Origin of the sequence: Flavobacterium sp. P21 (genome assembly GCF_050632225.1) — a bacterium.
In the GTDB taxonomy this organism is placed as follows: domain Bacteria; phylum Bacteroidota; class Bacteroidia; order Flavobacteriales; family Flavobacteriaceae; genus Flavobacterium.
The window spans coordinates 1876107-1887754 of sequence record NZ_CP192585.1 but is presented as its reverse complement, the minus strand read 5'-3'; the positions used below and the strand labels follow the sequence as shown (position 1 = coordinate 1887754).

General features: G+C 40.7%; 15 protein-coding genes and 2 pseudogenes. 6 read left to right on the top strand and 11 right to left on the bottom strand.

The window, feature by feature from the left end; all coding sequences use genetic code 11:
- Nucleotides 1–34: 34 nt before the first annotated feature.
- From ACQ9BO_RS09345 to ACQ9BO_RS09320, 6 genes and pseudogenes are all read right to left on the bottom strand, one after another.
- Nucleotides 35–277 (bottom strand): hypothetical protein, encoded by a 243-nt coding sequence (locus ACQ9BO_RS09345; protein WP_431244490.1) that lies wholly within the window; start codon nt 275–277, stop codon nt 35–37.
- Nucleotides 278–422: 145 nt separating this feature from the next.
- Nucleotides 423–638 (bottom strand): hypothetical protein, encoded by a 216-nt coding sequence (locus ACQ9BO_RS09340; RefSeq protein WP_431244489.1) that lies wholly within the window; start codon nt 636–638, stop codon nt 423–425.
- The gene (locus ACQ9BO_RS09335) at nt 616–933 is read right to left on the bottom strand and encodes a hypothetical protein (RefSeq protein WP_431244488.1); all 318 of its coding nucleotides are present in this window, start codon (nt 931–933) and stop codon (nt 616–618) included. Before ACQ9BO_RS09335 ends, ACQ9BO_RS09340 begins: the two co-directional genes overlap by 23 nt.
- Nucleotides 893–1507, bottom strand: a complete 615-nt coding sequence (locus ACQ9BO_RS09330) for a hypothetical protein (RefSeq protein ID WP_431245230.1) — start codon at nt 1505–1507, stop codon at nt 893–895. Before ACQ9BO_RS09330 ends, ACQ9BO_RS09335 begins: the two co-directional genes overlap by 41 nt.
- A 25-nt stretch (nt 1508–1532) precedes the next feature.
- Nucleotides 1533–1922: pseudogene (locus ACQ9BO_RS09325) on the bottom strand (MauE/DoxX family redox-associated membrane protein); the annotation flags it as partial.
- A 259-nt stretch (nt 1923–2181) separates the two neighbouring features.
- Complete coding sequence (locus tag ACQ9BO_RS09320; protein ID WP_431244487.1) at nt 2182–2436, bottom strand: hypothetical protein; 255 nt, start codon at nt 2434–2436, stop codon at nt 2182–2184.
- A gap of 383 nt (nt 2437–2819) precedes the next feature.
- Here ACQ9BO_RS09320 and ACQ9BO_RS09315 point away from each other — a divergent pair, with 383 nt between their 5' ends.
- The 3 genes and pseudogenes from ACQ9BO_RS09315 to mobC all read left to right on the top strand — a co-directional run bounded on the left by ACQ9BO_RS09315 (nt 2820) and on the right by mobC (nt 6471).
- Nucleotides 2820–3269 carry a plasmid mobilization protein gene (locus ACQ9BO_RS09315; RefSeq protein WP_431244486.1) on the top strand — a complete coding sequence of 150 codons (450 nt, stop codon included), beginning with the start codon at nt 2820–2822 and terminating at the stop codon, nt 3267–3269.
- Nucleotides 3214–4464: pseudogene (locus tag ACQ9BO_RS09310) on the top strand (relaxase/mobilization nuclease domain-containing protein). Before ACQ9BO_RS09315 ends, ACQ9BO_RS09310 begins: the two are co-directional and overlap by 56 nt.
- A gap of 18 nt (nt 4465–4482) precedes the next feature.
- Nucleotides 4483–6471 (top strand): conjugal transfer protein MobC, encoded by a 1989-nt coding sequence (gene mobC / locus ACQ9BO_RS09305; RefSeq protein ID WP_431244485.1) that lies wholly within the window; start codon nt 4483–4485, stop codon nt 6469–6471.
- Between the two features lie 48 nt (nt 6472–6519).
- Here mobC and ACQ9BO_RS09300 read toward each other — a convergent pair whose 3' ends face one another.
- From ACQ9BO_RS09300 to ACQ9BO_RS09290, 3 genes are all read right to left on the bottom strand, one after another.
- On the bottom strand, nt 6520–6954 hold the full coding sequence (locus ACQ9BO_RS09300; protein WP_431244484.1) for a DUF1810 domain-containing protein: 435 nt from the start codon (nt 6952–6954) through the stop codon (nt 6520–6522).
- Nucleotides 6955–6968: 14 nt separating this feature from the next.
- Entirely contained in the window at nt 6969–7361 is a 393-nt protein-coding gene (locus ACQ9BO_RS09295) for a hypothetical protein (RefSeq protein WP_431244483.1), read from the bottom strand.
- A gap of 67 nt (nt 7362–7428) precedes the next feature.
- The gene (locus tag ACQ9BO_RS09290) at nt 7429–7893 is read right to left on the bottom strand and encodes a hypothetical protein (RefSeq protein WP_431244482.1); all 465 of its coding nucleotides are present in this window, start codon (nt 7891–7893) and stop codon (nt 7429–7431) included.
- A gap of 221 nt (nt 7894–8114) precedes the next feature.
- Here ACQ9BO_RS09290 and ACQ9BO_RS09285 point away from each other — a divergent pair, with 221 nt between their 5' ends.
- From ACQ9BO_RS09285 to ACQ9BO_RS09275, 3 genes are read left to right on the top strand one after another with little or no spacing between them, the layout of a single operon-like run.
- Nucleotides 8115–9461 carry an ATP-dependent helicase gene (locus ACQ9BO_RS09285; protein ID WP_431244481.1) on the top strand — a complete coding sequence of 449 codons (1347 nt, stop codon included), beginning with the start codon at nt 8115–8117 and terminating at the stop codon, nt 9459–9461.
- On the top strand, nt 9436–9678 hold the full coding sequence (locus tag ACQ9BO_RS09280; RefSeq protein WP_431244480.1) for a hypothetical protein: 243 nt from the start codon (nt 9436–9438) through the stop codon (nt 9676–9678). Before ACQ9BO_RS09285 ends, ACQ9BO_RS09280 begins: the two co-directional genes overlap by 26 nt.
- The gene (locus tag ACQ9BO_RS09275; RefSeq protein WP_431245094.1) at nt 9662–10510 is read left to right on the top strand and encodes a 3'-5' exonuclease; all 849 of its coding nucleotides are present in this window, start codon (nt 9662–9664) and stop codon (nt 10508–10510) included. The genes ACQ9BO_RS09280 and ACQ9BO_RS09275 overlap by 17 nt, the downstream gene beginning before the upstream one ends.
- On the opposite strand, the gene xseB is transcribed toward ACQ9BO_RS09275, so the two are convergent.
- Complete coding sequence (xseB, locus tag ACQ9BO_RS09270) at nt 10495–11172, bottom strand: exodeoxyribonuclease VII small subunit (protein WP_431244479.1); 678 nt, start codon at nt 11170–11172, stop codon at nt 10495–10497. The genes ACQ9BO_RS09275 and xseB overlap by 16 nt on opposite strands.
- On the bottom strand, nt 11150–11626 hold the full coding sequence (locus ACQ9BO_RS09265; protein WP_431244478.1) for an exodeoxyribonuclease VII large subunit: 477 nt from the start codon (nt 11624–11626) through the stop codon (nt 11150–11152). The genes xseB and ACQ9BO_RS09265 overlap by 23 nt, the downstream gene beginning before the upstream one ends.
- Between the last annotated feature and the right edge of the window lie 22 nt (nt 11627–11648).

Below are 11648 nucleotides of genomic sequence, written 5' to 3'. Positions count from 1 at the left end.
CGGCATCATTATATGGGTTAATAATTCAATTTGTTTACTCGGGGCGATATAGTTTTACCACACAGTCGCCATTACTGTCTTTTCCCCAAGCCTGCGCTCCTGTAGTGCCATTGATACGGCAGACAAAATCATTTTCCTGAGTGTCGCAGTCTGCTTCAATATTGGTACAATTACCCAAAGCATCCAATTGATATCCTGGCTCTGGAGCCGCTCGCAGAAGCTTTCTGCATTGAAGTAGTAACAAAGGCTCCTGAAAGTCCAAATGCCAGTACTGCAAATGGAACAGCATTTTTTAAAAATTGCGTTTTCATAATAACAAATATTAAATTAAAACTCTGATCTACTTTTTTCTACAGGTGTTCGATCTTTATTTCCTGATACTGGCCGGTATATTATAATTGCCGCATTTTATTCAGCACTTTTCATTTCTTTTTTAGAATTGCCTTGAAATCATAAACTACTAATGAATTTCCGATGATGGCATATAAATGGTCTCCCGTTGCCATGATGTTTTTTAGCTTTTCATCTTTGATTTTATAAATTGGAAAACTCATTATATAAGCCTGTCTGCTTATATCGTAAACATCAATTATGAAAGCCTGATTCCAGGTTGTCTCATCCTGAAATTTCCCTCTCACTTTCGAATGGATAAAAAGAAGATTTCCATAGACGGCAAGCACCCGCATTCACAATATAGGGAGGAGCAGACATTTTCCTTTCCGTACTGTTTTTCACATAAGAAACTTTTAACCTGGCATGGCTAGTGGTATCGATTGTGCGGCTTCGCGAAATTAATTCAGCATCTTTTCCTGCGGCGATAAACTGATTGCGATAAAAATACACATACACTATTTTTTGGGTAGTTTCGTCGTATAAAAGTCTTCCATCCGTATCAAAAACGCCGTCTAGCTGTTTTTGCGGCTGACCGTTCATTGTAGTTTAACCGCCCATTATCATTATCAAATACACCTAGAATATTGGCAAGATCATTTCCCTTATTGGATCGAAGCACTATTCTGCCGCTGTCCATAGGCGACGCCTGATCAAAATAAGGCAGTCCATTGAATTTTTTGTTTAGGGTCCAATCTTTTGAGCTTCCTCTGAAAATAACTGGAACCGTTCCGTCAGTTAAATAGAAATAATGATTCTGAACTCTTACAGTTGGTCTGTGGAATAATATTTTCCCACCATTGAAAATAATTCTGTCAACCTTCTGGTTTCCTAAATTTTTATCTACGGAAAAAAGCTGAAGAGGTGCTGTAGAATTGCCCAGATAAATTCGGCCGCCGGAAGTGCCTGCAAAATAATAAGAATTATATTTTAGGTCCAGCTCATTGCGAAACATTGTCGCATGGCGGGGATATCTTCTAATAAAAGGATTTTCATAATGCATTATCCGTTCCGAACAGATAAATAAAAAGATAACCGCAGACAGTACCGCTGAAAGCAATACTAAAAATCCAAATAAAGCTTTTCCTGTAACTTGTTCTGATGTCTTGCTTATCAAAATTTGCGCTAAGCAGTATTGCGACTATCCCTAAGAAAATAAAAACAACATTAAAAGCAAGATGGGCATTCCAGCTCATTTTTCCCAAAACACCTCCGCAGGAACAAGGTACGAAAGAGGTGTAGTGCAGGATTATAAAAATATAGGCCGTAAACATAACCATTAGCCCATACGCCGCAAAAAGTCCCACAAGCTTAAATCTGGGGATTAAAAGAAGCACGCAGATAATAATTTCCAATACCGGCACAAATACGGAAAACTGATCGGCAAATGCACTCAGAAGCGGTGACTGTCCAAGCTCTATTTTAAAATGCTGGAAATCCATTAATTTGCTTGCCGAAGCGTAAATGAACAGCAGGACAAAGAGCAGACATATAGTGTCTCTGATAAAATATTTGGTGCGGAGGCTTATCATAATGATCTAATATTTTTAAAGTTTATTATAAATTTCTTTCATATTTAAACTGTAAGTTGTTGTCAATACAAATTTAAATGGGATAATTCTTATACATACTTTAAAAATCAAGCTAAAAACTTTGAAAATCAGGCTGTTTTATATTTTTACTATCATCAAAAAAAATGCCCGCACTTTGTAAGAATAGTGCAGGCATTAAATCATAGTGGGTCTTTTGTGGAATCAGCCTTTTATGGAGGCGCTGATTTCTGCAAGTTTTTCATGCAGTTCTATAAGCCCTGCCTTCTGAAGGCAGTCTTGGGAGAGGCTCTCCAATTCTGTTTTTCCCTGCTCGCTTACGCTCTCCAGAAGAACCGAAGATCCTTCCCTTATCTTTAGCCCGTCCTGTATCAGATGGCTTAAAAGCGAGCACATTTTTTCGTGAAATTTTCAGATCCATTTTCACCGTCTCATTCATGCCAGGGATACTTAGCACCGTATCAAAAACCTTGGTCGCATCATTTGCTGTAATCATACTTCATCATTTTAAATTAATATTCCACTTGCCGTAAAATTATAAAGTATCTACCCTATCTACCCTACTCAAAATTTGGGGAGGATTGCAGGGCTTGCAGGCCTTTTCTAATTTAGCGCTCAGATTAATCCCTGGTATCTGTGCAATGGGTACTTTTAGAATTTTAAAGCAGATTCTGAAATGGATTTCCTTAAAATTTTAAGGGAGCTAACAGCTTCTTCATAGCTTATTGCTAAAGCTGAAAAAATCCTTTTAGAAGCTTTCGGACTGCGGTTTTCTGCAGTCAGCAAGATGTCTGGTTGTATCACAACCAAAAATCTTGTCGCCCCTCTGCTCGGAACTCGCTGGCAGTGAAACTTTCAGATTAAATGAAATGGATATCAATGAAAAAGAGAAGATTTATAGAAGAGCAAAACAGCGGCAGAAACAGATGGTCGCACATCCGGCTGAACAAAGAAGAATTCGATCAGATTGACAAAAATTTCAAGGCATCAGCCTGCCGTAAACGCAGTGATTTCGTCCGCAGAAATCTCTTGCGTAAACCCATTGTAATAAAGTACAGAAATGAGTCGCTCGATATGCTTTTGCAGGAACTTATCGAGTCACGGGCACAGCTGAATTTAATGGGAAATAATTTCAATCAAAGCGTTAAAAAACTCCATACCCTTTTTGAAATTTCCGATTTAAGAATATGGATACTGTCCTTTGATTCCGACAGGAACAGATATTTTTCCCTCATTGAAGAAATAAAAAAAGCATTGAAAATCTCGCCCAAAAATGGTTGCAGTCATAAATACAGGACGCTCGATAAGAGGCATTTTCATGTACAATGAGAAAAAAGTTTCTGAGGGAAAGGCGGAATGTATTAGCGAGGGAAATTATCCGATGGATCTTGAAAAAATGTCAGAAAATTTTAAGCTCTGCGTATTTTTAAAACAGCTCCAGCTCAATGAAAATGTCAAGCGCTCCGCAGTGCACATCTCACTGAATTTTGACCGCTCCGACACGGATTTATCGAAAGAAAAACTCATGCAGATTGCTTCTTCCTATATGGACAAGATAGGATTCGGCTCATGACCTTATCTGGTTTATCAGCATCACGATGCAGGCCATCCTCACATTCATATTGCCTCCATAAATGTGAAGGCAGATGGATCAAGGATCAACATGCACAACATTGGAAGAAACCAGTCTGAAACGGCCAGGAAAGAATTAGAGATTGCTTTTAATCTGGTACGGGCAGATTCAAGAAAAAAACAGGATCCAAGGGAAATTCATGCCATCGATGCTGAAAAAATAAAATACGGGGCAATAGATTCCAAAAGAGCCATCAGCAGTGTACTAAATGCAGTCATTCCTCATTACAAATACACCACGCTGGGTGAGCTCAACGCAGTATTAAACCTGTATAATGTAAAAGCAGAAAAGGGAAAGGAAAATTCAAAAATGTTTCAGAATAAAGGGTTGGTCTACCAGATTCTGGATGAGAATAAAAAGACTGTAGGGATTCCAATAAAAGCCAGCGACTTTCATTCCAAGCCTACCCTTTCCCAGCTTGAAATTAATTTTACTGCGTCCAAAAATTCGCGTGTAGTAAACATGAAAAGAACGCGTAATGCCGTGGATTTGTCGCTTTTGAAATATCCTTCCATTACGCTTTCCCAGCTTGAAACCCGGCTCGCAAATCAAGGCATCACCGCTGTAGTCAGAAAAAATGAAAACGGTTTAATCTACGGCATGACCTACATAGATCATAACACCAGATGCGTATTCAACGGAAGCAGTCTGGGACCAGCTTATGCGGCCAAGGGGCTTCTAGAGCGTATTGGCGGATCTTCTGAATTTGGAAAACAGTCGGCTGTTTTGGAAAGACCACTGAGCCAGCAGAACTCTTTTATTTCCGCGACTGAAGTCCAGCGGATAATTGATGAAGTTCTTTACGCTGAATCGCCTTCTGACTACGTTCCCAATCAGCTTAAGAAGAAATGGAAAAAAAGCAGGAGAAAAGGACAATCTGACAACCATTAAAAACTAAAAATCAAAAGCATGCAGACAGGAGAAAATGAACAGGCGCTTAGAAAAATTTTAGACATGACTAGACTGATGGGAATTGCAGTTCTGCTCATCCATTTTTATTTTTACTGCTTCCATTCTTTCAGGCAGTGGAATCTTACTCCAGATTTTGCCCAGCGGATCTTGGAAAATATTTGTCGCACAGGACTTCTGGACAGCTTTCATAAATCCAAGTTTTTTGCCTTGGGACTGCTTACTATTTCCCTTATGGGGGCCAGAGGAAGAAAAGATGAAAAACTGCATTTTAGAATTGCTTTTTACTATATCTCGCTGGGGTCGCTGTTTTACTTTGGATCTTACACCGCATTTATAATATTTGCGGATGCCGAAGTCTGTTCTGCAGTGTATATTTTGCTGTGTTCTTTTGGCTATCTGATGATTCTTTCAGGTGGCACGCTCCTTTCTCGCATTATCCGAAGAAAACTCAGCTCGTCTGACATTTTCAATAAGGAAAATGAAACTTTCCCGCAGGAAGAAAGGCTTATTGAAAATGAATATTCGGTCAACCTTCCCGCCCGCTATCACCTCAAAGATAAAGTGCGCAAAAGCTGGATTAACGTCATCAATCCCTTCCGCGGCATTCTGGTTCCGGGAACGCCGGGTTCGGGAAAATCATACTTTGTTATCCGCCATGTAATCACCCAGCACATTGCCAAGGGATTTTCTATGTTCATATACGATTTTAAGTTCGACGACCTCACCCTTATCGCCTATAATGCTTGGCTCAAATTCCGCCATCTATATGCCGTGGAGCCAAAATTTTACATCATAAATTTTGATGACCTCTCGCGAACCCACCGTTGCAATCCCCTTGATCCTGCGGCAATGGGAGACATTACCGATGCCGCCGAATCGGCGCGCACAATCCTTATGGGGCTAAACCGAGAATGGATTAAAAAGCAGGGAGATTTCTTTGTCGAATCTCCCATAAATTTTCTCACAGCGGTCATCTGGTATCTGAAAAAATACAGCAATGGTGAGTTCTGTACTCTGCCACATGTAATTGAAATGATCCAGACTGATTATGAGGAGCTTTTTACGCTTCTGCGAACCGAAAAAGAGATTGAAGTGCTGATCAATCCCTTTGTAAGTGCATTCCTGAACGAGGCAGTCGACCAGCTGGAGGGCCAGATAGCTTCTGCAAAAATCTCACTGGCTAAACTCTCCTCCCCACAGCTATATTATGTATTGTCGGGCTGTGATTTTACACTCGACATCAATAATCCTTCTGATCCTAAAATTGTTTCCATCGGAAATAATCCGCAGAAAATACAGACGTACGGTGCGGTGCTTTCCCTATTTGTCAGCCGTCTTATCAAACAGGTAAACCAAAAGGGAAAACTAAAAAGCAGTTTGATTTTTGATGAGTTCCCGACCATCTACCTCAACAATATCGACAGCCTGATTGCAACGGCAAGAAGCAATAAGGTGAGCACCTGTCTTGGCATTCAGGATTTCAGCCAGCTCCGCAAAGACTATGGGCGCGAACAGGCAGACGTAATCATTAACATAGTTGGGAATATTGTATCAGGACAGGTCACAGGCGATACGGCAAAACAGCTTTCAGAACGTTTCGGAAAAATAATGCAGGACCGTGAAAGCCTTTCGATAAATAGCGACGATACCTCCATCAGCCGTTCAAGACAGCTCGAATCAGCAGTGCCTCCTTCAAAGATTTCTTCGCTGAGTTCGGGGGAGTTTGTTGGCATGACAGCAGATAACCCAGACTGTCGAATTGAGCTTAAAACCTTTCATTGCGAGATCATCAATGACCATAAAAAAATAAAAAAAGAGACCGATAATTATAAAGAGATTCCTGTCATTCGCACAATTGATAATGTAATGGTCCAGAAAAATTATCTCCAGGTTAAAATCGAAATTCAGGAAATAATCCACAGTGAAATGGAAAGGATAATCAAAAGTCCGGCACTTTCATCTTTGGTTCTCAAAAAAGAAAAATAGCCTTTATTTATTTGATGTTTTCTTTTGGCTTTGAAAAGAAAAACTTTTTTAGCCGGTGGAGTCTTTTATAAGCCGCAGAGTCGTTTCGTCCTTCTCTCCTCCATAATATTTTTCAAGCACCTTCACAAAATATTCTGGCGCTTGCGGCACCAGACTGAACAAGGTCATGCAGGATTTCAGTTTTCTCTCATCTGGCCTGCCAAGGATTTCCAACGCCGTTTTATTTTCGATTTGAAGCATGGCTCTGGTAATTTCCTCAAGTCGTTTTCCCAATATCGGATGATTAAGATACAGCCTGGCTTCCTTCAGGCTTTCAATGCCATAATAGATATTGTAATCCTTAAAACCCAGTCCTCTTAACTGAGGAAAAATGAACCACATCCAATGGCTTTGTTTCTTTCCTTTTTTTATTTCATCCAAAGCTTGCTCATAGACATTTTCCTGTGCAGATAAATAGCGCTCAATACCTTCCTTTAAATTCATAATTAGCGACTTTTTCAAAACACTTCCTGATACATCATCTCAATTGTTATCTCTTTTTTGGCTCGCCCCTCCTCTGTAATGATTGTCGTCCATCTAGGCTCAAAATTTTTAATCAGATAATGGAATGCACCTAATATTTCTTCTGCAGGACTTTCCATATTGATCCCCAGATTATTCTGATAGCCCATAATTCGGTAGAATACTCCGTCCTCCAAAAGTTCATCTTTTCCATCGGATGTATTGTCGGGCGCTGGGCCAAAGAAGTAAATTTCAGTTGCGGGGTCGCAAAGCAGTCCGAGAACATCAGTGCGGACAGTCAAAAACAGGCATTCGTCCTTCAGATGATAAGGAACCTGCAGATTCTTTGCCCTGACAGTTAATGCGAGATCTTCAAAATGTCCTTCCATAAATGGCAAACTTAATTTCCATATCTATTGTGGCAATGCCCCTAGTCTTGCACTTAAATTTTCAGAGTCAGTCAAGAATACCCTTCCCGAATATTTTTTCAATTTGAAAAATATAGCTTTTCAATATTGGAGTCGCCAGGTAAAACCGGCTGACCGCTGCGGCTTTCGCATCGAGCTTCTGACTGTCGAAGCGGCGCTCCAGCAATGCCTTATAATCCTTAAGCTGGCTGTCATCGAATATTTTGCGCAGATCCTTTTCGGTGTTTACAATTGATTTGAGCATTGGAAAATCATTATTGTTATCCAGCTCATACCTTTCGAGCCCCGACTTTATTTCGAGAAACTGCTTTCTGAACAGGCTCATTACTTCAGGTATATTATGTCCATAAAAAATATCGGGTATCAGTCCTGCCTTATAGTGCGCATAATGTTCCTGCGAAGCATTCGAATCGGATAGATACTTTTCAAAGGTCTGGATTCGATATATATAATCCACCTCAAAAACATTAATATCCTGATAGTCAACATTCATACGATGCTTTATTTAAGTTATATATAAAAATAGCGAAATTTTTGATTGCATCCAACTATTAAAGAAGCTGGTTCAATTGCAATACCTGTCACTTGAAAATTGTACACTGAACATGAATTGCAAAGAAAGAAATGACCTCATTTTAAACTCTTGAAATTTATTGCTTAAATTTGTGGAGGCAGGGCTTTTTATAAAAATAGTTTCTACTAAACATCTTGAATATGACCGATCCGATATTAGAAAATTTAAACCCAAAACAGCTTCAGGCAGTGAAGACCACTGAAGGCTATGTACGCGTTATTGCGGGAGCCGGATCTGGAAAAACCAAAGCGCTTACATCTCGTTTTGCCTACATCGTGGACCGCCTGGGCATCAACTCTTCCAATATCCTGTGCGTAACCTTTACCAACAAGGCGGCGCAGGAAATGAAAAAAAGGGTTAAAGCACTCATTGGCGACCTTTACGATGTCTGCTTCATAACCACCTATCACGGTTTCTGCGTGAGGTTTCTGCGAGAAGAAATAAACAAAATCCACTATCCGAAGAATTTTATAATATTGGATGCCGAAGATCAGAAAACCATCCTTCGCGATGTGTTCACCGAACTGGACATCAATTCCAAAAACCTTACCTTCAAGCAGGTCTTAAGATTTATCTCCAAACAGAAAAGCACCTCTGATTACCTAGGCTATATGCTGGATAATAAAAGTTTTCAGGATGATGAAAAAGATTCGCTTTCAAGCCGTGTCTACCAGAAATACCTTGATAAGCAGAAGCGCAACTATGCATTGGATTTTGATGACCTGATCCATTTTACGGCTTTTATACTGGACAGCAATGAAGATGTGCTTTCCAAATGGCAGGAAATGATGCATTACATACAGGTAGATGAGGCACAGGACAGCTCCGACAGCCAGTTCCATCTTGTGGAAACGCTCTCGCGTGTGCACCAGAACTTGTTTCTTGTAGGAGATCCCGACCAGACCATCTATGAATGGAGAGGCGCCAAACCCGAATACCTTGTGGAATTTGATAGGATGTTTCCCGATACGAAGACCATAATAATGAACCAGAATTACCGTTCCACACCAAACATCCTCAAAGTTGGCAACCATATCATCAAAAACAACAAGGTAAGAGTGGATAAGGATATGGTCACTGAGAATCCCGAAGGAGTTGAAGTAGTCCATTTTCATGGCAAAAATGACTTTGAGGAAACACTTTGGGTGGCATCGGAAATCAAAGAAATACTTAAAACGGAAAATGCATCCTATACCGATATAACCATCTTATACCGTTCCAATCATCTTTCCAGAAATATCGAGCAGGCGCTAATTAAGGAAAACATTCCCTATGCCATATTTGGCGGCGTGCGTTTTTTCGAACGTAAGGAAATCAAGGATGTGCTTTCCTTTTTAAGGCTTATTGTGCAGGGAGACAATTTCTCATTTCTGCGCATGTTCAACCATCCGTCCCGCGGACTGGGCAAAAAGTTTCTGGAAAGGCTGAGCTTTCTCATGACCGAGCAGAACCTTTCCCTGCTTGATGCGCTGCAGCCGCAATATTGAAGACAAAGAACTCAATAAGAAAGGGGCTTCAGATTTTCTGGCACTGGTTTCAGATCTTAAAAAAGAGGCCGATCAGAATTCCATCTCGGATCTGGTCAAGATCATACTCGACAAAAGCGGGCTCTCCGAACTCTACCGCAAAGACGGCGATGAAGACAGACTTGAAAATATCAAAGAGCTTGTAAGTTCCATGATGCTCGCTGGAGAAAGAAAATAACGCGCCTGTCAATATTGTGGAATACCTGCAGGAAATAGCACTTTATACCGATCTTGATAAAGATACCGAAAATCAGGACAAGGTTCGCCTGATGACTATTCATATCTCTAAAGGTCTTGAATTTCCATATGTATTCCTTTGCGGTTTTACCGAAGGGGTGCCGCCAAGTGCACTGTCAATTAAAGAAAGAAGAAAAAGGGCGATTGAGGAGGAAAGAAGATTGATGTATGTCGCTGTTACAAGAGCCGAAAAGAGGTTTTATATGACCGACTCGGAAGGGTTTAATTTTACCACGGGCCTCAGCAAGCACCCTTCAAGATTCCTGTTTGAAATAAAAGAAGAATTTTATGTGCGGAAGGGAAAACTTTCACCTGAAATTCTTCAGGCGGCGCAATCATCTTCTGCGACTTCCAAAAACAGTGAAGATACGGCATTCAAACAGGGAGATTTTGTAATGCATCCTGTATGGAATAAAGGAAGGATAGAATCAGTTGATCTGGAGAAGAACCAGTACATCGTGCACTTTTTTGAAATGGATAAGGAAAAGCCTATTGATTTTGCTTTCCGTTTTCTTACGGCCGTTTCCGATGCACAAGAAGACGCCGCATCACCTGCCGATCTGCTGGAACTGCATGATAGCTTAAAGAACACGCCGGATCCCTTTGAAGATAATGATTCTACACAGGATTTTTGGAAAAGGAAGGCAATTCTTCAGACATATTTGACCAAAGTACTGAAAGCAGTGAAAAAAATGGCCGGAATAGGTCATCACGTAATTGCTCTGGCAATATCATACTGGCTTGTGAAGCAGAACTGTTATTCCTTCTGCTGATTTTCCATGCCGTCAATGATCTTTCCCACTTCTGCCTCGGTGGCTTTAAGCCTGCCCTGACAGAAGGCGATTAATTCTGAGGCCCTCTTGACTTTAGATGCAAGCTCATCTACTGAGATAGTCTCATTTTCTATTTCTTTTGAAATGGCTGTCAGCTCGCTCCAAGCCACTTCATAGGTCAGTTTCTCTTCCATCATATTGTATTTTTCCCTAACGGTGCTTTTTAGTATAGTATCATGAAGGATGACCTCGATATCATCCCCTTCTTTTATATTTTCTGTATTGCTGGTAATACCTCCTCCTGCTCTTACGATAGCATAGCCTTTTTTAAGTATGTTCTGCGGGGACATCAGCCTGATGCTTTTCTGCATATGTTCCAGATGCAGGCTTCTGGTTTTAAAATATCCTTGCGCAGATCGTTTCAAGTTTCCGGCAAGATAATCAATATCACTTCTTTTGAGGGCAAGCAGGTCGCGCGAAATCTGCGACGTACTCTGCGCCATAAGCGATAACTCCCTGTTTTGCTGAAAAAGGATTCTTCTGCTGTCCGATGCAAGCTTTTGATTGGTGCTTGACAGCTTTTCCTTGTAAAGGCCCACAAGCCCCATTGCGTTTCTGGAAATATTTCTTTTAAGCTCTTCAAGTATTCTGAAATGGCCCATAAAAAGCCGCTGTGATTTGATGACGATATTCTGCTCGCAGAGAAAGCGACCTCATCTCAAAACTTCGGTTGTGGGCAATAATAAACTCTGCTGCTTTTGTGGGGGTTTTGGTACTGGTATGTGCCATAAGATCCACTATGGAGACATTTTTCTGATGCCCGATTCCCGTTATGACAGGAATTGGAAATTTAGCCACGGCACGTCCTATCTGGTAATTGTCAAAAATCAAAAAGTCCGATTGTGCTCCTCCTCCCCTTATAATGATAATAGCATCATATGGTATGCCGCTACTGTACACTTCTATCAGCTTATTTAAAAACAGTTTTGCGTTATTGTCTCCCTGTACTACGGTATAATAGTCATCAGCCTGAAAGGAATAGCCAAAATCATTATGCCGCAGAGTATGCCTGAAATCTTCATTGCCTGCCGAATTGCTGGCTGAAATGACTGCCACCCTCTGAATGACAAGCGGCGGT

Excerpts from the sequence above, each read along its gene's own strand:
- ACQ9BO_RS09335 (WP_431244488.1), bottom strand. The coding sequence starts at position 933 with ATGAACGGTCAGCCGCAAAAACAGCTAGACGGCGTTTTTGATACGGAT.
- ACQ9BO_RS09320 (WP_431244487.1), bottom strand. The coding sequence starts at position 2,436 with ATGATTACAGCAAATGATGCGACCAAGGTTTTTGATACGGTGCTAAGT.
- ACQ9BO_RS09315 (WP_431244486.1), top strand. The coding sequence starts at position 2,820 with ATGAAAAAGAGAAGATTTATAGAAGAGCAAAACAGCGGCAGAAACAGA.
- mobC (WP_431244485.1), top strand. The coding sequence starts at position 4,483 with ATGCAGACAGGAGAAAATGAACAGGCGCTTAGAAAAATTTTAGACATG.
- ACQ9BO_RS09300 (WP_431244484.1), bottom strand. The coding sequence starts at position 6,954 with ATGAATTTAAAGGAAGGTATTGAGCGCTATTTATCTGCACAGGAAAAT.
- ACQ9BO_RS09295 (WP_431244483.1), bottom strand. The coding sequence starts at position 7,361 with ATGGAAGGACATTTTGAAGATCTCGCATTAACTGTCAGGGCAAAGAAT.
- ACQ9BO_RS09290 (WP_431244482.1), bottom strand. The coding sequence starts at position 7,893 with ATGAATGTTGACTATCAGGATATTAATGTTTTTGAGGTGGATTATATA.
- ACQ9BO_RS09285 (WP_431244481.1), top strand. The coding sequence starts at position 8,115 with ATGACCGATCCGATATTAGAAAATTTAAACCCAAAACAGCTTCAGGCA.
- xseB (WP_431244479.1), bottom strand. The coding sequence starts at position 11,172 with ATGGGCCATTTCAGAATACTTGAAGAGCTTAAAAGAAATATTTCCAGA.